We start from the raw sequence: 21,978 nt of genomic DNA, 5'->3' as shown, positions 1-21,978 counted from the left end.
CAAGTCCCAGAGGGATTGCAAGCTTTAAATGCCGTGTCTGCCGATGGAGCGCCCGTCAACCGGGCGGGGGGCGCTGCGAGGAAAGCCTCGGACTGCAGGACCCGGGTAGCTTGACCTGGGCTTCAGACCGCGCGGGCATCGAAGGAATCAACGCCTGGTGGCCCTGCTGCGCCTACTGGATAAAAACACCGTGCCGAGTATACAACGGAAGCGGCCTTTCGTTACAGCCCCGTTTCAGCGGACGTGGTCAGGCCGCGACGTTGATCGACACGAACCAGGGTGTGTAACGCCGCACGTGGATCGGCATCATGTCTTCGAGCGCGGCCAGCGCCGCGTCCGTGTCGTCGAGCGGGAAATGGCCGGAAACGGGCAGGCCGCCAGCGGCCATGGAGACGCGCAGGGAGCCGCTGCGGTAGGGGCGCAGGGCGGCGATGACCTCGGCCAGCGGGCGACCGCGGGCGTCGATCCAGCCAGCCTCCCAGGCGGCTTCCGCCATCAGTTCGGCACGGGGGGTGTCGATGCGCGAGACATCGAAGCGGGCTCCGGTGCCGGCCCGCACGATGCCGTGGGCGCCCGCCATGGTTTCCACCACCACCTCGTGCTCATGCACCACGACCACCGTGCGCTGGGCTTGCTGGCGCACCATGTAGCGGGTGCCCAGGGCGCGCACGGTGCCCTCGGCGGTCTGCACCAGGAAGGGCCGCCGCGCGTCGGGCGCCACCGACACGGTGACGGCGCCGTCCAGCAGCCGCACCTGGCGGTAGGCGGGGGTGAAGTCCAGGTTGACGCGGCTGCGCGCGTCCAGCAGCAGTTGGCTGCCGTCGGAAAGCAGGTAGCGGCGGCGTTCGCCGGTGGCCGTGGCGGCGTCGGCCGCGACGTTGCTCAACGGGTAGAAGGCGTTGCCCACGTACGCGGCGCAGGCGCCCGCGCTGGCGAGGGCGAGCGAACCCGCCAGGAAGCGCCGGCGCGGCGGCACGACGACGGGCGGCGTGACGGCAGGCGCGGGCGCCGCCTGCGGCGAGGGCGGCGAGGGCGGCGAGGCGGTCGTGGCGTAACCGGCAGGATAGGCGTCGCCCAGCCGGCCAAAGCCCGATCCCGCCAGAGTGCCCGTCAATTGTTGCCAGGCATTCTCATGCAGAGGGTCGGCCGCGCGCCACGCCAGGAAATCGTTGTAGTCCTGCGCCGTCGCTTTACCGGAGCGTAGCAGCAGCAACCAATTGATGACTTGGTCCGCCATGGGTTGTCCTTGGGCGTACTTCACTTCAAGCTGCCGCCTGGGGGCCAGGCGGGAATCCTTTTGATGGCAATTTGTAAATAATAAAGGTTTTTTACCAAAGATTACCGGCCGCTTGTCAATTCTTGACGAATCAAATGCAAAAAAAGCCGGCGGGTAGCCGGCTTTTTGCTGAGATTGAGGCGCGAACCCTGGAAATTAACGGGGGGATCGGCGTCCGAAGTCTCGGGGACGGAACCCAAACAGTAACAACATGCCGAAGTAGGCCGCCGCGCTGGCCGCCAATACGCCGGTCAGCCACAGCGCGCGATGGCCGGCATGGGCCTGCAGGCCGATCCAGTCAATACGACCATCGGCGTATAGCAGCAGCGCGGCCAGGGCCGCCAAGGCCGGCACCAGGCGCAGGCAGAAGCGGCCCCAGCCGTCGCCGGGCCGGTAGACGCCCCGGCGGCGCAGGCCGATCAGCAGCGCCAGCGCATTCAGGCAGGCGCCCAGGCCGATGGCGAGCGCCAGGCCGGCGTGGGCCAGCAGCGGCACCAGCGCCAGGTTCATCAGTTGGGTCAGGATCAGTACGCCGATGGCGATTTTCACGGGCGTGCGGATGTCCTGCTTGGCATAGAAGCCGGGCGCCAGGATCTTCACCGCCAGCAGGCCGATCAGGCCGGCCGAATAGGAAATCACGGCCAGCCGGGTCTGCAGCACGTCTTGCGCCGAGAACGCGCCATAGTGGAAGAGCGTCGCCACCAGGCCGTCCGACAGCAGCGCCATGCCCACCGCCGCCGGCAGTCCCAGCAGCAGCACCAGTCGCAGGCCCCAGTCGAGCAGCGCGCTGTAGCCTCCATGGTCGTCGCGGGCGTGGGCGGCCGACAGGCTCGGCAGCAGCACCGTGCCCAGCGCCACGCCCAGCAGGGCGGTCGGGAATTCCATCAGGCGGTCGGCGAACGACAGCCAGGTGACGCTGCCGGGCGCGAGCCAGGTGGCGATGTTGGTGTTGATCAGCAGCGAAATCTGCGCCACCGACACGCCCAGCGTGGCCGGCGCCATCTGCTTGAGGATGCGCTGCACCGTGGGGTCGGCCCAGGCTTCGCGAAAGCGCAGCGAGAAGCGCGGCGTCAGGCCCAGCCGCGCCAGCGCCACCCATTGCACCGCCAGTTGCGCCACGCCGCCGATCATCACGCCGATGGCCAGGGCATAGACCGGCACGTCCATGCGCGGGGCCAGCCAGAGGCAGGCGGCGATCATGGACAGGTTCAGCAGCACTGGCGTGAAGGCCGGCACGGCAAAGCGCCGCCAGGTGTTGAGCACGCCGGAGGCGAACGCAATCAGCGACATGCAGAAGATATAGGGAAACATCACCCGCGTCATCCAGACGGCGGCGCCAAATTCGGTGTCGCGCGCGGCGCCGCGCAGGCCGCTGGCCATGGCCGACACCACCCAGGGCGCGGCGATGATGCCGGTCAGCGTGATCGCCATCAGGGCCGCGGTCAGCAGCAGCGCCACCCGGTCCAGCAGGGTGCGGACCTCGGCTTCGGAGCGGTTGTTGCGGGCATGGCCCAGGATCGGCACGAAGGCCTGGGCGAAGGCGCCCTCGGCGAACAGCCGGCGCAACAGGTTGGGAATGCGGAAGGCGACCCAGAAGGCGTCGGTGATGGGGCCGGCGCCGAAGGCGCGCGCCACCAGGATGTCGCGCACCAGCCCGGAAATACGGGACAGCAGGGTGAAGCTGCTGACGGTGGCCGCGGAACGGAACAGGCTCATGGGGGTGACTGCGATAGAAAGCGGGCGGGCCTGCCCGGGGTATTGCAAGGAAGCGGCGCCGGCTCGCCGGCGCCCAAAGCATCGCCCCCTCCGGGGAGGGGGCGTCGGGCGATTACTTGGGGGGCATCCGGATGGCGCCATCCAGGCGGATCGTCTCGCCGTTCAGCATGTCGTTGGTGATGATGGCGTGCACCAGCTTGGCGTAGTCCTCCGGACGGCCCAGGCGGGCGGGGAAGGGGATGCTGGCGGCCAGCGAGTCCTGCACTTCCTGCGGCATGCCGAAGATCATCGGCGTGCCGAAGATGCCGGGAGCGATCGTCATGCAGCGGATGCCGGTCTTGGCCAGGTCGCGGGCGATCGGCAGGGTCATGCCAGCCACGCCGGCCTTGGAGGCGGCGTAGGCCGCCTGGCCGATCTGGCCGTCGAACGCGGCGACCGACGCGGTGTTGATCATCACGCCGCGCTCGCCGGTGGGCTCGGGCGTGTTGCCGCTCATGGCCTCGGCGGCCAGCCGCATCATGTTGAAGCTGCCGATCAGGTTGATCGACACGACCTTCTGGAACAGATCCAGCGGGTGCGCGCCGTTCTTGCCGACGATCTTGGCGGCCGGCGCCACGCCGGCGCAGTTGACCAGGCCGAACAGGGTGCCCAGTTCCTTGGCCGCGGCAACGGCGCGCTGGCCGTCGGCCTCTTGCGTCACGTCGCAGTGGACGTAGCGCTGGCCCAGTTCCTTGGCCAGTTCCTCGCCGGGGCCGTCCTGCAGGTCGGCGATGACCACCTTGGCGCCGTTGGCCACCAGCATGCGCACGGTGCCGGCGCCCAGGCCGGATGCGCCGCCGGTAACGATGAATACCTTGTTCGCGATTTCCATGTCTCTACCACCAGATCAATTCAAGGGATGAAAACGGCGCGCCGGGCGCCGGATGCGAAAAGGCCTTCGGGCCGGGGGCGGAACGCGTCGCGTCCGGCCGGCGCCGAAGGCCTGGGCCTGCGAAGCGCCTATCAGCTCTTGACGGCGTCGAACAGGCGCGACTTGATTTCCTCGACCGCGCCGACGCCGGAGATCTTGCGGTACTTCGGCGCCTCGGCCGGGTTCTGCTGGGCCCACGACGAGTAGTAGTCGACCAGCGGACGGGTCTGCTGGCGGTACACGTTCAGGCGATTGCGGACCGTTTCCTCGCGGTCGTCGTCGCGCTGGATCAGGTCTTCGCCGGTGACGTCGTCCTTGCCTTCGACCTTGGGCGGGTTGAAGCGCACGTGGTAGCTGCGGCCGCTGGGCTGGTGCACGCGGCGACCGCTCATGCGTTCGATGATGTCTTCTTCGGGGACTTCGATTTCCACCACGTAGTCCAGCTTGACGCCGGCGCTCTTGAGCGCGTCGGCCTGCGGAATGGTGCGCGGGAAACCGTCGAACAGGTAGCCGTTGGCGCAGTCGGGCTGCTTCAGGCGGTCCTGGACCAGGCCGATGATGATCTCATCCGAGACCAGGCCGCCGGCATCCATGACCTTCTTCGCTTCGATGCCCAGGGGCGTGCCGGCCTTGACCGCGGCGCGCAGCATGTCGCCCGTGGAAATCTGGGGAATGCCGAAATGCTGGGTGAGAAACGCGGCCTGGGTGCCTTTGCCGGCGCCGGGAGGTCCGAGCAAGATGAGACGCATGAGTGCTCCTGAATGGGGTTTAATTTTTGTGATCCGAGCGATTATGCCGCAACGCAGCAGCCTCTGCGGGGCCGCGCCATGCGAAATAACCCTTATATCCGTTTGCTATAGATCAAGCGAACGCGTTCCAGGTCGGCCGGCGTATCTACGCCGGCGGCCGGAGGGTGCGACGCCCGATGGACGACGATGACGTGGCCGTGCTCCATCGCGCGCAACTGTTCCAGCGACTCGAACCGTTCCAGCGCGCCTTGCGGCAGGGTCGGGTAGCGGCGCAGGAACGACACGCGGTAGGCGTACAGGCCGATGTGATGCCAGGCGGGCAGGCCGTCGGCCAGCACGCGCTCGCCGCCGGCCAGAGCGTCGCGCGCCCAGGGGATCGGCGCGCGCGAGAAATACAGCGCGCGGCCGTCGACGGCGCAGACCAGCTTGACCACATTGGGGTTGAACAGCGCCTGGGCGTCCGCCAGCGGACAGGCGCAGGTGGCGATGTCCGCCTGCGGGCTGTCGGCCAGGCGGGCCGCCACGGCGTCGATGAGTTCGGGTTCGATCAGCGGTTCGTCGCCCTGCACGTTGACGACGATGGCGTCGTCGGGCAGGCCCAGTTGTTCCACGGCCTCGGCCAGGCGGTCGGTGCCGGTGGGATGGTCGCCGCGGGTCATCAGGGCGCGCAGGCCGTGGGCCTGGGCGGCGTCCTGGACGCGCGCGTCATCCGTGGCGATGTAGACCTGCGACGCGCCTGATTGCGCCGCGCGTTCGGCCGTGCGCACCACCATCGGCTTGCCGCCGATGTCGGCGAGCGGTTTGTCGGGCAGGCGGGTCGAGGCGGTCCGCGCCGGGATCAGGGCGATGAAGCTCACGATACGAGCGGGTCAGGAGGAAACGGGGGCGTCGTCCAGCGAGCGCGCTTCCGATTCGAGCATGACGGGAATGCCGTCGCGCAGCGGGAATGCCAGGCGGTCGGCGCGGCAGACCAGTTCGGCCCGGGTGCGGTCGTGTTCGAGGCGGCCCTTGCACAGGGGGCAGACGAGGATGTCGAGAAGGCGGGATTCCATGACCGGGATTCTAAAGCAGTTTGGGCGGGCGCAGCCCGCGCCGGGCCGCCTTGCGCGCCGGAAATGAGGGTCGCGGGAGGGTCGAATTACTTGTTTTGTTAATTGTTGTCATGTTTTGACGCTCCGCGCCAGAAATTTCGGGACGGATGATGGCTATGATCCGCCGCGACGTGAGGAAAGAGGAAACACGACAATGGATTCCAACACCATCCGCATCGGACTGATGCTCATCATCCTGGCCTGGACGGTCATCAGCGCCATCACCTACATGGCGCGCCGCAGCGGCAACAAGGACGCACTGCGCCAGCTCAAGCGGGAAGGCCAGCCGTTGCGCCGCCTTGGCGCCGAGGAGCAGGCGCTGGTGCAGCCATTCCTGGTGCGGCCCGCCAAGCCCACGCAAAGCGTCGCGCTGCTCAATGACGGCGTGTTCCCGCTGCGCGGCGCCTTCGTGCGTCACGGGCTGGAATCGAGCCACGGCGCCGCCACGCTGCACGACACGCTGGGCGGCGTCGACGTGGTGCTGCCCTACGACGCGCGCGACTATCTGCGCGAGGACAACCAGGCCGAAGTGGTGCTGACGGAGAAATTCGCCATCGTGGTGGCGCTGAACGGCGGGTTCGACCTGGCCGGCGGCCGCGAGCGCGAGGCGCGCCGGCAGAAGCAGAACCAGCAATGGTCCAGCGGCAAGCTGGGGGCGATGCAGGACGTGGTCGATGCCGACGCGCCCGCCGCGCAGGACGCTGGCAACGCGCCCGACGCCCAGGCCGAACGCGAGTTCGCCGACGCCATGCGGGTCGAGATCCTGAGCCAGCGCGAGGAAACGCCCGCCGAGATCGCCTGGCGCCGTCCGGCCGGCGTCGCCTTCTGGCCCGCCGTGTGGTGGCTGGCGGCGTTCGTCTGCCTGGGCGTGGCCGCGGCGGGCGGCGGCCTGGCGTGGCTGGCCTCGGCCGCCGCGCCGGCGCTGCTGGCCGTCTGGCTGACCTGGCGCCGGCGACCGTTGGGCGCGGCGCAGAAGGTGAACCGGGTGCGAGGCGAACTGAACGCGATCGTGCTGACCAATCCGGCCAACGCGCAGGCGGTGTCGACCCAATTGTTCCTGGGCGACAAGCTGCCGGTGACGCTGCCCGATCATTGGCGCGCCAACCTGGAGCTGCCGGATGACGGCCGCGTCGACGTGGACCTGCGGGTGGAGGACTACACCGTGCTGCGCCTGGGCAACCGGTTTTCCGTGGATGAAGAGCAGCGCCTGTTTCCCCAGGTGGCCTGGGGGCGCCACGTGACACTGGCGCTTGCGGGGCTGATCGCGGGCGCGGCGTTCGGCCTGATCGGTGACGGCGATCTGCGCGGCGACGTCGCGCTGGCGTCGGCGTGGGCGCGTGGCGCCCAGCCGCGGGTCTACGACTCGGCCACGGCGTTGGCCCAGGACCCGCCCGCGCCCGGCGACGTGGTGGCCCTGAAGGGCGCGGGCCGCTGCCAGTTCCAGCCGGACGCTTACCGTCAGGGCGAGGTGCGCTTCGATTGCGAGCGCATCCGTTGGCAGGGCGATGCGATCCAGGCTGGCGAACTGCGGGTCACGCCGGCCGCGCTGGCGTTGTATTCGGGCGGTTTCCTGAAGACCCGGCCCAATCCGATGATGGACATGCTGGTCCGCAACCAGGTGTATGGCAGCGTGGCCGGCAATCCGCTGGCCGCTTACAACGCCCGCAATGTCTCCGCGGTGACCGTGAATCGCGTGACCGATCTGGTGCTGACGATCGAACTGGCCTGCGAGGCCGCCACGGGCCAGGCCATCGCCGAGTGCGACCGCCTCAAGGCCGAGACGGTCGATGGCCTGATGCTGGCGCGCGACGAGCCGGACAGTTGGCTGGCACTGTTGCGGCTGGCGCAGGGCGGGGCCTTCAGGCAGCTGGGCAATGCCGACGAGGGCGTCATCATCGCGCACGTCGCCAACCGGCTGCGCGGTCTGGCCAGGAGCAGCATGGAGCCGCAGTTGCGCGAGGCGTTGGCGCGCGCCGGCAACGACCTGATGGCGCGCCAGCGCGGCGGTGTCGTCCTGCAGGTGTGGCCCGGCCGCTACGCCGATCTGCCGCAATTGCCGCCGCGCGACGAAATGCCCGATCTGCTGCAGTCGTGGAGCCACCAGACCGCGATGCTGGCGGCCGATGGAGCCCGGCCATTCCAGGCTGGCGGCGTGGTCACCGCGGTCGGGCGCGAGGCGTCCGGCACAACGGTCGTCGACGTCGATGCGCGGCTTTCGCTGGACGATCCATGGCCGTCGCTTGCGCGGGTCATCTGGCTGGCGCTGGCGTTGCTGCTGCTGGCGGTGCATGTGCCGCTGGCGGTGCTGCGGTTGCGCGCGGCGGCTGCCCGCAAGCGTGGACTGGCGGAATACGCGCGGCGACCGGTCGCTGCGCGTTCGGCCTTTTTCTAGGAAGGCTGTCCCACAGCGCGCTGGCGCAGCGTCTGCGCCAGCCAGTCGAACAATCGCGGATCGGAAAAGCCGGCCCGCACCGGCACCTCCCACAGGCGCGCGTCATGCAGGGCGGCGCATTTGATGGCGTCCTTGGACGTGACCAGGATGGTCCGAGCGGCCAGCGCCTGGAAGGGCGAGGTGGCGTAGTCGTGGTGGTCAGGCAGGGGCAGCGTGGCCGCCAGCGTGATCCCCTGGGTTCGCAGCGTGGCGAAGAAACGCTCCGGGTTGCCGATGCCGGCGGCCGCCGCCACGTCCGGCTGGCCGGCGAAGGCGGCCAGCGGGCGGCGCGCGCCGCCTTCGATCTGGCGGGCGTCATCGGGTTCCAGCCACATGGCGACCTGGCGCGGCCCCGGGCCGGAGGGCGCCGCCGCGTGTCCGCCGGGCACGCCGATATTGGTGATCACCGCGTCCACCTCGCGCAGCCGGCTGGCCGGTTCGCGCAAGGGGCCTGCCGGCAGCAGGCGGCCATTGCCGACGCCGCGCTGGTCCTGCACGACGATTTCCAGGTCGCGCGCCAATGCCAGGTGTTGCAGGCCGTCGTCGGAAACGATCACGTCCACCTGGGGATGGGCGCGCAGCAGTGCCTGGGCGGCCAGCGCGCGGCGCGGATGCACCGCCACGGGCGCGCCGGTGGCGCGCGCGATCAAAGCGGGCTCGTCGCCGAATTGCGCGGCTTCCAGTTCGCCCTGGCCGACGCGTGCCTGCGGTCCGAGTTTCACGCCGTAGCCGCGGCTGACCACGCCGGGCGTATAGCCGCGGGCGCGCAGCGCGTCGACGGTGGCGATGACCATGGGCGTCTTGCCGGTGCCGCCCACGTAGATGTTGCCGATCACCACCACGGGCACCGGCGCCCGGTAGGCCGTCGCGCGGCCGTCGCGGTAGCGCGCGCGCTTGCGCGCCACCACGCTTGCGGTCAGCGCGGACAGCGGGCGCAGCAGGGTGGAGAGCCAGCCGCCGCGCTGCCATTGGCGCGCAATCAGCGAGGCTTTGGGGCGGGACGAAGTCACCGGGCGGTCTGGGCGGCGAAGTTGACGCGGCCGATGCCGGCCAGGCGCGCCGCTTCCATGACGTTGATCACGGACTGGTGGGTGGCCTGCGCATCGGCGTTGATGACCACCAGCGGTTCGGTCTTGCCGGCGGCGGCCTGGCGCAGCACGTCGGCGATCTCGGGCGGCGTGGAGACGTCGATCAGCGTGCCATTGAGCGCATAGCGCCCATCCTGGCTGATCGCCACTTCCAGCGCCGGCGGGGTTTCCTGCTCGGCCGAGGCCTGCGGCAGCGTGACCTTCAGTTGCGTGAAGCGGGCGAACGAGGTGGTCGCCGCCAGGAAGATGAGGATGACCAGCAGGACGTCGATGAGCGGAATCAGGTTGATGTCCAGCTCGTCGCGGTCGCCCCGGGAGCCCCGGAAATTCATGGACGGTCCTCGCGCGCGGCGGAGGCGGGCGACACCGCGCGCGCCAGCCGCGCGGCCGACAGTTCCATGGCGTTCAGGTAGCCGTCGACCCGGCCGCGCAGATAGCGGTGCGCGATCATGGCGGGGATGGCGATGAGAATGCCGAAGCCGGTGTTGTAAAGCGCGATCGAGATGCCCCGCGCCAACTGGGCGGGGTCGCCGCCGCCAGGCGTGTACGAACCGAAGATTTCGATCATGCCGACCACGGTGCCGAACAGTCCCATCAGCGGCGCGACCACGGCGATGGTGCCGATGGCGGGGATGTAGCGGCTCAGGTCATGGGCCACGGCGCGGCCGGTGTCCTCGACCACGCTGCGCAATTCCTCGCGCGGCAGATGGCGGTGGCGCATGACCTCGGCCAACACGCGGCCGAGCGGCGAATTGCGTTCCAGGCGGCTCAGGGATTCGGGAGAATCCTGGCGGTTGCGCAGCATCTCGGCCACTTGTTCGTTCAGGCCGCGCGGCATGACCTGGCTGCGGCGCAGCGACAGGAAGCGCTCGAAGATCAGCGCAAGACCCAGCACGGAAGTCGCCAGCAGGGGCCAGATCGGCCAGCCGGCCTCGCGCAAGATGGAAAGCAAAGCGGTCAACTCCAGGTGCGCCGGGGGACGGGGAGGGCCACGCGCCGGCATCTGCTCAAGCCGGAACTGTAACGGCGCGGCCGGGATGTGGCAAGGCCGGCCGGACGGCCAAACTATCCACAGAATTTGTGGATAATTCTGTGCAAAACTTCGCCGGAACGCTTGCGGGCACAGGGCTTGCGCTTGGTTGCTTCAAATACGAGCAACCGTGCATGGTCAGAAATTCCATAAAAATCATGTTCTTAGGTCGAATTTGCTAGCTTTCGGGCCTGTCGCGGCAAAAATGCCCGGACGCGGTATCATGGCGGCCCGCTACGTATGCCCTGTGGACAGGTACGCATCGGAAAGCCTTATGACAATTGAACTTGCAGTCACAAACAACGTATTTGCGCGGGATATCCTGACAGTTGCCCAGCTGAACCAAGCGGTGGGGCAGTTGTTGGAGCGCAGCGTCCCGGCACTGTGGGTTCGCGGCGAGATTTCCAACTTCACGCAGGCGGCTTCCGGGCATTGGTACTTCACGCTCAAGGACAGCCGCGCCGCCGTGCGCGCCGTCATGTTCCGGGGCCGCGCCAGCGCGGTCGGCTTCGTGCCGCGCGCCGGCGACCAGGTGGAAATCAGGGCCAGAGTGTCGCTTTACGAACCCCGTGGCGACTATCAACTGCAGGTCGACGCCATGCGCCGCGCCGGCCTGGGCAATCTGTACGAAGCTTTCCTGCGCCTGAAGGAACAGTTGAACGCGGAAGGCCTGTTCGATCCGGCGCGCAAGCGCGAACCCGTGCCGTTGCCGCGCGCCATCGGCGTGATCACCTCGTTGCATGCCGCCGCGCTGCGTGATGTGCTGTCGGCGCTGGCGCGGCGCGCGCCGCAGGTGCCGGTCATCATCTACCCGGCGCCGGTGCAAGGCGCCGACGCGGCCGGCCGGCTGGCGGCGCAGGTCCGCCAGGCGAACGCCCGCGGTGAGGTCGATACGCTGCTGCTGGTGCGCGGCGGCGGCAGCATCGAGGACCTCTGGAGCTTCAACGACGAAGCCCTGGCGCGCGAGATCGATGCAAGCGCCATCACCACCATCAGCGGCGTTGGCCACGAAACCGACTTCACGATCGCCGACTTCGTCGCCGACGTGCGCGCGCCGACGCCGACCGCGGCCGCCGAATTGGCCTGCGTGCCGCGCTCCGAACTGCTGGGCCGCGTCATGTACGCGGCCGAAACCTTGGTGCGCGGCCAGCAGCGCCGCCTGGAACGCGCGGCGCAGCGTCTCGACCGCGCCGCCGCGCAACTGGTGTCGCCGGCCCAGCGGCTGGAACACCAGCGCGAGCGCCTGAACAGCCTGAGCTACCGGCTGGCATCGGCCTGGGCCGGTCCGCAGGCCCGGCGCGGCGCCCGCGTCAACCTGCTGGCGCAGCGTCTGGCGCATCGCGCGCCCGACACGCGCCGCGGCGCGGAACGCCTGGCCGCCGTGACGCGCCAGCTTGGCCAGACACACGCGCGCCTGCTGGCGCGGCGCCGCGACCAGTTGGCCGCGGCCGGCGCGCAACTGCGCGCGCTCGATCCCGGCAACACGCTGGCGCGCGGGTATGCTATCGCGCGGGACGCCGACGGCCGCATCGTGCGCGATGCCGCCACCCTGGCGGCGGGGCAGGGCCTGGACCTGAGCTTCGCGCAGGGCGGCGCCCGGGTCGAGGTCACGCAGGTGCGCGAGACGCGCGACCTCTGAAGCGCCGCGAACAGGCGGTAGTGGGACAACGCGGCCCTCGGGGCCGGCCGTCAGGGATGGAACGATGCGGTTGAACGAACCACGCAAGCCTGAGCGCCGCATGCGCCAGGCCGCTATGCTGGCGGCGCTGTTGGCCGCCATGACGCTGGCCGCGACGACGCCGGCGCGGGCCGGATTTCAGAACGACCCGCCGCCGCCCGCCGCGCCGCTGTCGGTGGCGCCGCCGCCTCCGGCCGCGCCGTCGCCCCGGGCCGAGCCCAAGCCGCCGTCCGATTGCGACTGCGCGTCGCCCTACCGCGAATATCGGGCGGCCGAGACCGCCGAGACCCGCGCCTTGTTCAACGCCGTTGCCGCCGGCGACGAGGCGGCCTTCGCCGCCGCGCTGGCCAAGGTGAAGCAGCCGGGCGACTACGCGCTTGAAGGCGTGCCGCTGCTGCACGCGCTGCTGATGCCGGCGGGCAAGCGCGGCAAGCACGTGTATTGGGACATGCCGACGGACGAGGCGGCGCGCCTGCGCCAGGCCTGCCACGCGGCGCTGCCGGCCCGCACCCGCATGCTGGCGGCCCTGCTGGCCACCAGGCCGGCGCTGGACGACATCACCTACGAATCGCGCCGTCCGTCGCTGCAACTGGCGCTGCTGTATGGCACGCCCGAGATCCTGGACATGCTGCTGGCGGCCGGCGCCCGCCCCGACCAGCGCGGCGACGAGAACAAGACTCCGCTCGAATTCCTGCTCAGCCGCGATTTCGAATTCGCGGTGCGCATGACCTACCTGCCGCGACTGGTTGACCGCCAGCAGACCACGCGCATGGTGCTGGCCCTGCTCAAGGCCGGCGCCGCGCGTCCCTTCGCCTATATCGACGAACACGCCGATGACGCCATGCGCCAGGCCTTCACGGACGCGCAGGGGCAACCGCGCCGGGCCGCGGACTACCTGGCCTGGGGGCCGCTGGTCGAATTGACCGAAGGCGCCGAAGTCGTGCGCGCGCTGGCCGCCACCGGCACCCGGCCCGCGTACGGCGAGGGCGCCAGTCCGCTGGCGCTGGCGGCCTACACCGGCAACGCGGGCGCGGTGACGGCGCTCGCGGAGCTGGGGCCGCGCACCGCGCCCGACACCGGCTACGGCGCCAGCGGCGACCGCGACCTATGGCTGGACGCGGCCCAGGCCGCCGTGGCGGCCGGACACGGCGACATCGCCGTGCCGCTGTTGCGCGCCGACATGCCGTTCAATCAGCGCGGACCGCAGACCGGCACCGACGCGGCGGTCTTCGTGCGCATGGAAGCGGACGAGCGTCCCATCATGAATCTGGCGGCCGGCAAGGGCGACGTCGTCACCTTGCAGCGCTTGCTGGCGCTGGGCGCGACGGTCGAGGGCGACGATACCGAACCGCATGGCGACACGCCCCTGGCGGACGCGGTGCGGGCCCGCCAGGCCGCGGCCGTGCGCGTGCTGCTGGCGGCCGGCGCCAATCCGACCACCACGCGGGAGGGCTACGACCGCAAGTCCGCCCTGCAGCGCGCCATCGAGGCTGATGACGCGCCATTGCTGCACGACCTGCTGGCGGCCACGCCGCCGGCCGCGCTGCAGGCGCTGCTGGCCGACCCCGCGCGCTCGCCATTGGCGCAGGCGCTGCGCCAGCCGGGCAAGCAGGGCGCCGCGATGCTGCGGCACCTGGCCGATGCCGGCCTCGACCTGAGGACGCTCGATGCCAGCGCCATTCGCCAGGCGCTGGAGAACCGCGACGGCGAGATGGCCAGGTATCTGATCGACGCGGGCGTCCCGGTCAATCCGCAGGCCGCCGCGGCGGCGTCGGACGATCCCTATGACAACAAGGGCGTGCCGCCCTTGCTGGTGGCGGTGACTTCGGGCCAGGCGGCCATGGTCGATGCGTTGCTGGCCAAGGGCGCCGATCCGCTCGGCCTGGCCCCGGACGGCCGCAGCGCCCTGTATTGGGCCATCGGCGGCGGCGACGCGGCCATGTTCGAACGCTTGCTGGCCGCCGGCGCGCGGCTCGACGATCCGCGCTTGCCGCGCGCGCCGGCCGCTCATGCCTTGTTGAACGCCGCGCTTGCCTCCGGCGACCTGGCGCTGGTCAAACGTGTGGAGCAGGGCGCCAAGCAGCCGCTGGCCGACGCCTGCCTGCCGTCGGGGGGCGAATACGCGCTGCTCGACCGGCCCGGGTACTTCGCGCAATTGCAGGCGGCGGGCTACACCGGCGCGCGCGCCGAGTGCGTCGGCAAGGACGGCGCCTTGCCGCAGCGCCTGCTGTCGGCGCTGTTGCGCGACCGCCAGTTGGCGATCGCGCGCCGCGACACGGTGATCGATGTGCTCACGCGCTTGAAGGCCGTGGGCGCCGATCTGGACGCGCGCCAGACCGAGAGCGGCGATACGCCGCTGGTCGCCGCCATCCTGCTGGGCCGCGCCGATCTGGCCGATGCCCTGCTGGCGGCCGGCGCGAGCCCGGACGCCGCCGATGCGCAGGGTCGCAGTCCGGCCTGGGTGGCGCTGGCGAGCGGGCAGCCGGACATGCTGGCGCTGCTGGCGCGGCACCACGCGCGCTTTGATGGCGCGGCGGCGCCCTCGGGCCAGTCGTTCAGCCAGACGCTGGCATGCCAGGCCGCGCCCGGCTTTGCCGCCGCGCTGCAGGCGGCCGGCGCGCCGCTCAAGCAGGCCTGCCCCGCCAAGCCGGGCGCCGCCAAGGCCCTGGGCAAAGCGGCCGCGCGCGTCGCCGGCCATTACTACCTGCGCGGCATGCGCGAAGTCGGCAGCGAGCTGCTGCTGTCGCCCGATGGCCGTTTCGATTACCTGATGAGCTACGGCGCCGTGGACATCCAGGCCAGCGGCACCTGGCGCCTGGAGGGTAGGCAGGTGCGCCTGGACACGCCGCCGATCCAGCCGTTCTCGGCGATCGCGAAGGTCGGCGCGGACTCGCGGCCCGCCGAGGGCGACGAGCTCACGGTGCGCGTGTATTACGAAGGCCGGCCGGTCAAGGTCGATGTGGCGATGTCGTCGGCCAGCGCCGATTACGCCGGCACGCCGAAGCAGTCCGAAGGCGCCGATGGCGTCAGCGCGCCGATCGCGCCGGGTGAGCTCAAGGCCCTGGCGGTGTTCGTGCCGCTGCCTTCCGGCGCGCGCTGGCACAGCGTGGATGTGAGCAAGTCCGATATCGCATCGCGGGCGCTGCGCATCGACCTGGAACTGCCGGAATCGGCTAGTCGCACACCGTTGCACATGACATTGGCGTTGCGCGAAGACGGCGCGCTGGTGGCCGCGCAAGGCGGGCGCGAACTGCGCTATGAGAAAGAGTAGCGTTTACGCGCGCAAGGCATAAACACATGCCCGTTAACCCCGCGCCGCCGCGGGGTTAACGCGGTATCCTCGCAGAGTTGCCGATACAATTGAACGGCTTGATCGTGCACTCAACAGAAGGAACCGACACATGGCACATACTCTTCCCCCCCTGCCTTACGAACTGGACGCGCTGGCTCCGCACATCTCGAAAGAGACGCTGGAGTACCACTACGGCAAGCACCACCAGACCTACGTCACGAACCTGAACAACCTGATCCCGGGCACCGAGTTCGAGAACCTGTCGCTGGAAGACATCGTCAAGAAGTCCTCGGGTGGCATCTTCAACAACGCCGCGCAGATCTGGAACCACACCTTCTACTGGAACAGCCTGGCTCCCAAGGCCGGCGGCGCGCCGAGCGGCAAGCTGGCCGACGCCATCAATGCCAAGTGGGGCAGCTTCGACGCCTTCAAGGAAGCCTTCAACAAGTCGGCCGCCGGCAACTTCGGTTCGGGCTGGACCTGGCTGGTCAAGAAGGCCGACGGTTCCGTCGACATCGTCAACACCAGCAACGCCGCCACCCCGCTGACCACGGCCGACAAGCCGCTGCTGACCTGTGATGTCTGGGAACACGCGTACTACATCGACTACCGCAATGCCCGTCCCAAGTACCTGGAAAACTTCTGGGCCCTGGTGAACTGGGACTTCGCCGCCAAGAATTTCGCCTGATTCCGCTGCGCGCCCGGCGCGCACCGCAGGGCCAAGGCCCCTCGCATCGCGAGGGGCCTTTTTGTTTTCGGCGCGCCCCGGGAGCCGACCGAAATTCTAGATTACGGGGTCAAATTTTGTATTTTGTCGAATTCATTTTGTAGAAAATGAGAATAAATCTCCCTCTCTTTACGAATAAAGCGAGGCGAAGGTCCCGCTATCGTTGAAAGCAGTCTGCGGCCGAGCCATGGGGCCAACGATCGCGGCATGCCCGCCACAACACCGTGGCGTTTGACGGGAAGGGAAGCATGTTGCGGTTTTTTTCGGGGTTGCATATCGGCGCGCGCATCGGCGTGCGACTGTCGGGCGCGTTCCTGCTGGTAGCGTTGCTGGGGGGCTGCATCGGCGCGTTCGGGGTGTGGGGGCTCTCCCGCATCAACGACATGAACGACCAGATCGCCGAGGTCGAATTCCGGGGGCTGTCCGACATCAAGGAAGCCAACATCAGCCTGATCGCCGCCGGCCGTGCGCGCAAGAGCTTCCTGGGCGCCACCACCGAGGAAGAAAGGCAGGCGCTGCGCGCCGAGTTCGACCGCGATGTCGCAAACCTGGAGCGCCTGCGCGCCAAGGCGGCGCAGAGCTTCGTCCGCGAGGACGGCAAGCGCCTGCTGGCGCAATTCGTCGAAGCCGAAGAGCTCTGGAAGCGCGAGGCCATCGAGTTCTTCGAGGCCGCCGAAGGGCTGCCGCTGGCCCAGACCGATGCCGCCATCGTCAACATCACCAAACGCGCCGCCGCCTCGTCCGGCAAGGCCGAGGCGCTGATCACCGAATTGGTCCAGGCCAAGGAGCAGGCGGCCGACCGCGCGGTGCGCGAAGTCACCGACCTGTACTCCGGCACCCGCCTCATCATGATCGGCCTGTCGCTGGCCGGCGTGGCCCTGGGCCTGCTGCTGGGCTGGCTGGTGACGCGCGGCATCACCCGGCCGCTGGGGCGGGCGGTGGAGGCCGCGCGCCGGGTCGCCAATGGCGACCTGAGCGGGGACATCCAGGTCACCTCGCGCGACGAGACGGGCGACCTGATGGCCGCGCTCAAGGCCATGAACGAAAACCTGTCGCGCATCGTGCGCGATGTGCGAGACGGCTGCGAAAGCATCGCCTCCGCTTCCTCGCAGATCGCGCAGGGCAATGCCGACCTGTCGCAGCGCACCGAGGAACAGGCGGCATCGCTGGAGCAGACCGCGGCCTCGATGGAACAGCTCACCAGCACCGTGCAGCAGAACGCCAGCAACGCCGGCGAGGCCGAAAAGCTGGTCACCCAGGCCTCGACCGTGGCGGCGCGCGGCGGCGAGGTGGTCGACGTCGTGGTGCAGACCATGAGCGCGATCTCCGAAAGCTCGCGGCGCATCTCCGATATCACCAGCGTGATCGACGGCATCGCGTTCCAGACCAACATCCTGGCGCTGAACGCCGCGGTCGAGGCCGCGCGCGCCGGCGAGCAGGGCCGTGGCTTCGCGGTGGTGGCCGGCGAGGTCCGCACCCTGGCGCAACGCTCCGCGGTCGCGGCCAAGGAGATCAAGGCGCTGATCGACGAATCCGTCCATCGCGTCGAAGGCGGCACGCGTCAGGCCGACGAGGCCGGTAACACCATGCGCGAGGTGGTCGACAGCGTGCGCCAGGCCGCGATCCTGGTCCACGAGATCGCCAGCGCCTCCGCCGAGCAATCCACCGGCATCGGCCAGGTCAACCAGGCCGTGGCGCAGATGGACACCGTGACCCAGCAGAACGCCGCGTTGGTGGAACAGGCCGCGGCCGCGGCCGGCAGCATGCAGGATCAGGCTGGCCGCCTGGCGCAGCAGGTGCGACGCTTCAAGATCGATGCCGGTCCCGTGTCGATGAATGCCGAACCCCGGGCCCGGCTGATCCAGGCCGGCCGGGCCACGCCGCATCAGGCGGCGGACGCGCGCCAGCAACCGGTCGTGGCGCGCCCGGCCCTCATCAAGCACGACGCGGACGAGGACGACTGGTCGTCGTTCTGAATGGCACGCCTGTGGGCTGGCAGTCAGGCGGCAATGGTATGGTTTAGCCACTTCTGGTTTTGCCACTCCTTGCCGCCCGGCCCCGCCCATGTTCCTGCCCACCCCGCTGCGCCGTATCGCCACCGGTTCCCGCCACCTGCTGCGCCGCAAGTTGCGACAGACCAACCGCCTGTCGCGCAAGAGCCTGCAGATGGCCCTGTTGCTGGGAGGCGCGGCGCTGGTTGCCCTGGTGTCGCTGGGGTTTGCCTACCTGGCCGACCTCGCGCTGGAATGGAACCGCGAATGGGTCGGGCATGCCGGCTGGCTGGCGCTGCTGGTGTTGCCGTGCGCACTGGCCATCCTGCGTTGGGCCACGCTGCGGTTCGCGCCCAATGCCGCGGGCAGCGGCATTCCCCAGGTGATCGGCGCGCTGTCGCTGCCGCCCGGCCCGGGACAGCGCAGCCTCGTGTCGCTGGCGCAGGCGCTGTGGAAGATTCCGCTGGCGTTCTTCGGCATGCTGGCCGGCGCCTCGATCGGCCGCGAAGGGCCGTCGGTGCAGGTCGGCGCCGCGGTGATGCTGGCATGGGGCGATTTCTGGAAGCGTCGCGGGCTGCAACTGCGCGGCTTCCATGCCAACGAGCTGATCGCCGCGGGCGCGGCCGGCGGCCTGGCCGCGGCCTTCAACGCTCCCTTGGCGGGCGTCATCTTCGCCATCGAGGAACTGGGTCGCGGCACCGTGCTGCGCTGGCAGCGGCTGGTGCTCATCGGCGTATTGGCGGCCGGTTTTCTGGTGGTGGCGGTGCAGGGCAACAATCCCTATTTCGGCACCTTTGGCGGCGCGGTCCTTACGCATGGCATGCTGTGGTGGGTACTGATCTGCGCCGCGCTCAACGGTGCGCTGGGCGGTCTCTTCGCGCGCCTGCTGGGCAAGGGGGCGGCCGGCATGGCGCCCGCGGCCTGGCGGGCCTGGATCCGCGTCCATCCCATCTGGACCGCCTTCGCCATGGGCGTGGTGCTCGCGCTGATCGGCCTGGCCACGGCCGGCAGCGTCTACGGCACCGGCTACGGCGCGGCCGCCGACCTGCTGTCGGGCGAGACGCAGAACGCCTTGCCCGCCGGTTTCGGCCTGGCCAAGCTGGCCGCCACCGTGGCTTCGTACTGGGCCGGCATTCCCGGCGGCATCTTCACGCCCGCCCTGACCACCGGCGCCGGCATCGGCCATCACATCTGGCAATTGGCGGGCGAGGGCGTGGACCAGCGCGTGCTGGTCCTGGTGTCGATGGCCGCGTTCCTGGCCGCGGCCACCCAGGCGCCGTTGACGGCCAGCGTGGTGGTCATGGAAATGACGGGCAGCCAGCCCATGCTGTTCTGGCTGCTGGTCGGCTCGCTGCTGGCCTCGGGCGTGTCGCGCCAGTTCTGCCCGCAGCCGTTCTACCATCTGGCCGCCGGACGCTTTCGCCGCCAGGCCATCCTCGAGGCCGGGCGCGCCGCGCGGGCGAGCGCGCCGACACCTTGAGGGCAGGCCGGCATGTGTACGGTGAGTGAACAGTAGCTGGACACCGTCCGTTCTGCGGACATCCTCGGGATGCACCATCTTGGCGCGAAACCGCTGCGTTAAGATCGTGCGCATTCGATTCCTCCACTTCAATCCGAGCATCTCATGACCGTGCATGCCTATATCTGTGACGCGATTCGCACCCCCTTCGGCCGCTACGGCGGCGCACTGGCCCCGGTGCGTCCCGACGACCTCGCGGCCGTAGCCATCAAGGCGCTGGTGGCGCGCAATCCTGGCGTGCGCTGGGAAGAAATCGACGATGCCATCCTGGGCTGCGCCAACCAGGCCGGCGAAGACAACCGCAACGTCGCCCGCATGGCCACGTTGCTGGCCGGTCTGCCGGTCGAAGTTCCCGGCGCCACGGTCAACCGTCTGTGCGGTTCGGGCCTGGACGCCATCGGCAGCGCCGCGCGCGCCATCCGCGCCGGCGAAGCCGGCCTGATGCTGGCTGGCGGCGTCGAAAGCATGAGCCGCGCGCCGTTCGTCATGGGCAAGGCCGATAGCGCCTTCTCGCGCAACGCCGCGATCTATGACACCACCATCGGCTGGCGCTTCATCAACAAGTTGATGAAGGCCCAGTACGGCGTCGACTCGATGCCGGAAACCGCCGAAAACGTCGCCGACGATTTCAAGATCAACCGCGAAGACCAGGACCTGTTCGCGCTGGCCAGCCAGCAGAAGACCGCCCGCGCCCAGAAGGAAGGGTTCTTCGACGCCGAGATCGTGCCGGTCTCGATCGCGCAGAAGAAGGGCGATCCTATCGTCGTGTCCAAGGACGAGCATCCGCGCGAGACCAGCCTCGAGGCGCTGGCCAAGCTCAAGGGTGTGGTCCGCGAAGGCGGCACCGTGACCGCCGGCAATGCTTCGGGCGTCAACGACGGCGCCGCCGCGCTGCTGCTGGCCGACGAAAAAGGCGCCGCGCGCCACGGCCTGACGCCGCGCGCCCGCGTGGTCGGCATGGCCACCGCCGGTGTCGCGCCGCGCATCATGGGCATCGGCCCGGCGCCCGCCACCCGCAAGGTGCTGGCCCAGACCGGCCTGACGCTGGACCAGATGGATGTGATCGAGCTGAATGAAGCCTTTGCCGCCCAGGGCCTGGCCGTGTTGCGCCAGCTTGGCATCGCCGACAACGACCCGCGCGTCAACCCCAACGGCGGCGCCATTGCCCTGGGCCACCCGCTGGGCGCCAGCGGCGCGCGTCTTGCCACCACCGCGATCAATCAGTTGCACCGCACCGGCGGCCGCTATGCGCTGTGCACCATGTGCATCGGCGTGGGCCAGGGCATCGCCTTGATCATCGAGCGTGTCTGATTCCGCTACGGCCCCGGGCGACCGGGGCCGGGCCCGCCGCCGCGCGGTGGCGGCACGGCCAAACGAAAAGGGAGCCCATGGGCTCCCTTGTTGCGTGCGCAGGACCGCGGCTGGCTCAGGGCAGTCCGTCGATCTTCCTGCCGGCCTTCATGCCGTGGCTTTCGTACCAACCCTGCGCCATTTCGAGTGCGTAGCGCACCGGTTTCTTGGAGCAGTGGGTGTCGTCGGTCTGGGGCGCCATGTCTTCGATGTTGACGATCGTGCCGTCGTCGGCGATAAAAGCGATCGACAGCGGCAGCAGGGTGTTGCGCATCCAGAAGCACTGCACGTCGGGCTGCTCGAAGACGAAGAGCATGCCGTCATTGCCGGCCAGTTCCTTGCGGAACATGAGGCCGTCGCGGCGGCTGGCTTCCGTGTTGGCGACTTCTGCGCGGATAATATGGATGCCGGCGGCCAGTTGCGCGATCGGCAGCGTCGGTTGCGGGCCGGTCGCCGTCTGGGCCCCGGCCGCCAGGGGCAACGCCAGGGTGGCGGCGCCGAGCAGCGCGGCTACCGCCGCGCGCGCTGCCGATTTAATGAACGCTGTTTTGAGCAACGCACCACCAACATGAAACAAAGCAGCATTCTTCAGCATGACCAAACGCGGTAATCGCGGTAATAAGAAAATAACAAGGCGGGGCCCGAAAGCCCCGCCTGATAATGGCGCAACCTTACCGTTGCGCTGTAAAGAGTAACTCAGGCAGCGGTGATATTGAGCGCCTGTTTGCCTTTGGGCCCCTGGATAATCTCGAAAGCCACTTTCTGGCCTTCTTTCAGGGTTTTAAAACCATTCATCTGGATGGACGAGAAGTGGGCGAACAGATCTTCACCGCCGTCGTCGGGCGTAATGAAGCCGAAACCCTTTGCATCGTTGAACCATTTGACGGTACCCGTCGATTTGGGATTGTCCCCTTGGACGGCGGTTGCGGTCGTATCAGACATGCGGACTGCCTCATTGAATCGTATGTTGACAGAAGGGCATCGCGGCCTAGACCCCTGTCCCCCCTCCGGCCTCCTGGCAGGTTTTCGGTGAATTGAAAACCCCAGAATGCGTGGATAATGCGCCGCTTTTCTTTGCGGAGTCAAGTATGGAAACTACGCATTTCTACGTGTAATTTTGCGTAAGTTAC

General features: G+C 69.0%; 18 protein-coding genes. 7 read left to right on the top strand and 11 right to left on the bottom strand.

What is annotated here, in order from left to right:
* Positions 1–247: 247 nt before the first annotated feature.
* The 6 genes from AAID08_RS18075 to AAID08_RS18050 form a co-directional block, all read right to left on the bottom strand.
* Positions 248–1,237, bottom strand: a complete 990-nt coding sequence (locus AAID08_RS18075; RefSeq protein ID WP_395756724.1) for a FecR domain-containing protein — start codon at positions 1,235–1,237, stop codon at positions 248–250.
* Between the two features lie 195 nt (positions 1,238–1,432).
* Entirely contained in the window at positions 1,433–2,992 is a 1,560-nt protein-coding gene (murJ, locus tag AAID08_RS18070; protein WP_395756723.1) for a murein biosynthesis integral membrane protein MurJ, read from the bottom strand.
* 112 nt (positions 2,993–3,104) lie between these two features.
* A complete protein-coding gene (locus tag AAID08_RS18065) occupies positions 3,105–3,863 on the bottom strand; it encodes a 3-hydroxyacyl-CoA dehydrogenase (RefSeq protein WP_006384004.1) in 759 nt (252 codons plus the stop codon).
* A gap of 131 nt (positions 3,864–3,994) precedes the next feature.
* A complete protein-coding gene (adk, locus tag AAID08_RS18060) occupies positions 3,995–4,651 on the bottom strand; it encodes an adenylate kinase (protein ID WP_054502068.1) in 657 nt (218 codons plus the stop codon).
* 92 nt (positions 4,652–4,743) lie between these two features.
* Positions 4,744–5,508, bottom strand: a complete 765-nt coding sequence (kdsB, locus tag AAID08_RS18055; RefSeq protein ID WP_064524683.1) for a 3-deoxy-manno-octulosonate cytidylyltransferase — start codon at positions 5,506–5,508, stop codon at positions 4,744–4,746.
* A 12-nt stretch (positions 5,509–5,520) separates the two neighbouring features.
* Positions 5,521–5,703, bottom strand: a complete 183-nt coding sequence (locus AAID08_RS18050) for a Trm112 family protein (RefSeq protein WP_054502070.1) — start codon at positions 5,701–5,703, stop codon at positions 5,521–5,523.
* A gap of 193 nt (positions 5,704–5,896) precedes the next feature.
* Between AAID08_RS18050 and AAID08_RS18045 the strand changes: the two genes are divergently transcribed.
* The gene (locus AAID08_RS18045) at positions 5,897–8,134 is read left to right on the top strand and encodes an IgaA/UmoB family intracellular growth attenuator (RefSeq protein ID WP_395756722.1); all 2,238 of its coding nucleotides are present in this window, start codon (positions 5,897–5,899) and stop codon (positions 8,132–8,134) included.
* Here AAID08_RS18045 and lpxK read toward each other — a convergent pair.
* Genes lpxK through AAID08_RS18030 form a run of 3 tightly spaced genes read right to left on the bottom strand, consistent with a single transcriptional unit; the run spans position 8,131 to position 10,213 of the window.
* Positions 8,131–9,183, bottom strand: coding sequence for a tetraacyldisaccharide 4'-kinase (lpxK, locus tag AAID08_RS18040; RefSeq protein ID WP_144654869.1), 1,053 nt, complete (start codon positions 9,181–9,183; stop codon positions 8,131–8,133). The genes AAID08_RS18045 and lpxK overlap by 4 nt on opposite strands.
* Positions 9,180–9,593 carry a biopolymer transporter ExbD gene (locus AAID08_RS18035; protein WP_054502073.1) on the bottom strand — a complete coding sequence of 138 codons (414 nt, stop codon included), beginning with the start codon at positions 9,591–9,593 and terminating at the stop codon, positions 9,180–9,182. Before AAID08_RS18035 ends, lpxK begins: the two co-directional genes overlap by 4 nt.
* Positions 9,590–10,213, bottom strand: coding sequence for a MotA/TolQ/ExbB proton channel family protein (locus AAID08_RS18030; protein WP_064524676.1), 624 nt, complete (start codon positions 10,211–10,213; stop codon positions 9,590–9,592). The genes AAID08_RS18035 and AAID08_RS18030 overlap by 4 nt, the downstream gene beginning before the upstream one ends.
* A gap of 352 nt (positions 10,214–10,565) precedes the next feature.
* Between AAID08_RS18030 and xseA the strand changes: the two genes are divergently transcribed.
* From xseA to pcaF, 6 genes are all read left to right on the top strand, one after another.
* Positions 10,566–11,930, top strand: a complete 1,365-nt coding sequence (gene xseA / locus AAID08_RS18025) for an exodeoxyribonuclease VII large subunit (RefSeq protein WP_054502075.1) — start codon at positions 10,566–10,568, stop codon at positions 11,928–11,930.
* 100 nt (positions 11,931–12,030) lie between these two features.
* Positions 12,031–15,240, top strand: a complete 3,210-nt coding sequence (locus tag AAID08_RS18020) for an ankyrin repeat domain-containing protein (protein ID WP_395756721.1) — start codon at positions 12,031–12,033, stop codon at positions 15,238–15,240.
* 130 nt (positions 15,241–15,370) lie between these two features.
* Positions 15,371–15,949 (top strand): superoxide dismutase [Fe], encoded by a 579-nt coding sequence (gene sodB / locus AAID08_RS18015; RefSeq protein ID WP_049073101.1) that lies wholly within the window; start codon positions 15,371–15,373, stop codon positions 15,947–15,949.
* A gap of 287 nt (positions 15,950–16,236) precedes the next feature.
* On the top strand, positions 16,237–17,964 hold the full coding sequence (locus AAID08_RS18010) for a methyl-accepting chemotaxis protein (RefSeq protein ID WP_175166724.1): 1,728 nt from the start codon (positions 16,237–16,239) through the stop codon (positions 17,962–17,964).
* A gap of 88 nt (positions 17,965–18,052) precedes the next feature.
* Positions 18,053–19,459, top strand: a complete 1,407-nt coding sequence (locus AAID08_RS18005; protein WP_054502078.1) for a chloride channel protein — start codon at positions 18,053–18,055, stop codon at positions 19,457–19,459.
* Between the two features lie 144 nt (positions 19,460–19,603).
* Positions 19,604–20,809, top strand: coding sequence for a 3-oxoadipyl-CoA thiolase (gene pcaF, locus AAID08_RS18000; protein WP_054502079.1), 1,206 nt, complete (start codon positions 19,604–19,606; stop codon positions 20,807–20,809).
* A 115-nt stretch (positions 20,810–20,924) separates the two neighbouring features.
* Here the strand turns inward: pcaF and AAID08_RS17995 are convergent, their stop codons facing one another.
* Entirely contained in the window at positions 20,925–21,443 is a 519-nt protein-coding gene (locus tag AAID08_RS17995; RefSeq protein WP_231132925.1) for a DUF192 domain-containing protein, read from the bottom strand.
* A gap of 101 nt (positions 21,444–21,544) precedes the next feature.
* Positions 21,545–21,790, bottom strand: a complete 246-nt coding sequence (locus AAID08_RS17990; protein ID WP_006220277.1) for a cold-shock protein — start codon at positions 21,788–21,790, stop codon at positions 21,545–21,547.
* Between the last annotated feature and the right edge of the window lie 188 nt (positions 21,791–21,978).

It is taken from the genome of Achromobacter sp. EB05 (assembly GCF_044232075.1).
In the GTDB taxonomy this organism is placed as follows: Bacteria; Pseudomonadota; Gammaproteobacteria; order Burkholderiales; family Burkholderiaceae_B; genus Achromobacter; species Achromobacter dolens.
Note: the sequence above shows the minus strand (reverse complement) of the source record. Positions and strands in the feature narration are given on the sequence as shown.

What these genes read in the sequence shown, in the direction of transcription:
- AAID08_RS18035 (WP_054502073.1), bottom strand. Translation starts at nt 9,593, where the DNA reads ATGAATTTCCGGGGCTCCCGGGGCGACCGCGACGAGCTGGACATCAAC.
- murJ (WP_395756723.1), bottom strand. Translation starts at nt 2,992, where the DNA reads ATGAGCCTGTTCCGTTCCGCGGCCACCGTCAGCAGCTTCACCCTGCTG.
- AAID08_RS18045 (WP_395756722.1), top strand. Translation starts at nt 5,897, where the DNA reads ATGGATTCCAACACCATCCGCATCGGACTGATGCTCATCATCCTGGCC.
- AAID08_RS17995 (WP_231132925.1), bottom strand. Translation starts at nt 21,443, where the DNA reads ATGCTGAAGAATGCTGCTTTGTTTCATGTTGGTGGTGCGTTGCTCAAA.
- AAID08_RS18050 (WP_054502070.1), bottom strand. Translation starts at nt 5,703, where the DNA reads ATGGAATCCCGCCTTCTCGACATCCTCGTCTGCCCCCTGTGCAAGGGC.
- sodB (WP_049073101.1), top strand. Translation starts at nt 15,371, where the DNA reads ATGGCACATACTCTTCCCCCCCTGCCTTACGAACTGGACGCGCTGGCT.
- AAID08_RS17990 (WP_006220277.1), bottom strand. Translation starts at nt 21,790, where the DNA reads ATGTCTGATACGACCGCAACCGCCGTCCAAGGGGACAATCCCAAATCG.
- AAID08_RS18065 (WP_006384004.1), bottom strand. Translation starts at nt 3,863, where the DNA reads ATGGAAATCGCGAACAAGGTATTCATCGTTACCGGCGGCGCATCCGGC.
- AAID08_RS18075 (WP_395756724.1), bottom strand. Translation starts at nt 1,237, where the DNA reads ATGGCGGACCAAGTCATCAATTGGTTGCTGCTGCTACGCTCCGGTAAA.
- AAID08_RS18010 (WP_175166724.1), top strand. Translation starts at nt 16,237, where the DNA reads ATGTTGCGGTTTTTTTCGGGGTTGCATATCGGCGCGCGCATCGGCGTG.
- xseA (WP_054502075.1), top strand. Translation starts at nt 10,566, where the DNA reads ATGACAATTGAACTTGCAGTCACAAACAACGTATTTGCGCGGGATATC.
- AAID08_RS18005 (WP_054502078.1), top strand. Translation starts at nt 18,053, where the DNA reads ATGTTCCTGCCCACCCCGCTGCGCCGTATCGCCACCGGTTCCCGCCAC.
- pcaF (WP_054502079.1), top strand. Translation starts at nt 19,604, where the DNA reads ATGACCGTGCATGCCTATATCTGTGACGCGATTCGCACCCCCTTCGGC.
- adk (WP_054502068.1), bottom strand. Translation starts at nt 4,651, where the DNA reads ATGCGTCTCATCTTGCTCGGACCTCCCGGCGCCGGCAAAGGCACCCAG.
- AAID08_RS18020 (WP_395756721.1), top strand. Translation starts at nt 12,031, where the DNA reads ATGCGCCAGGCCGCTATGCTGGCGGCGCTGTTGGCCGCCATGACGCTG.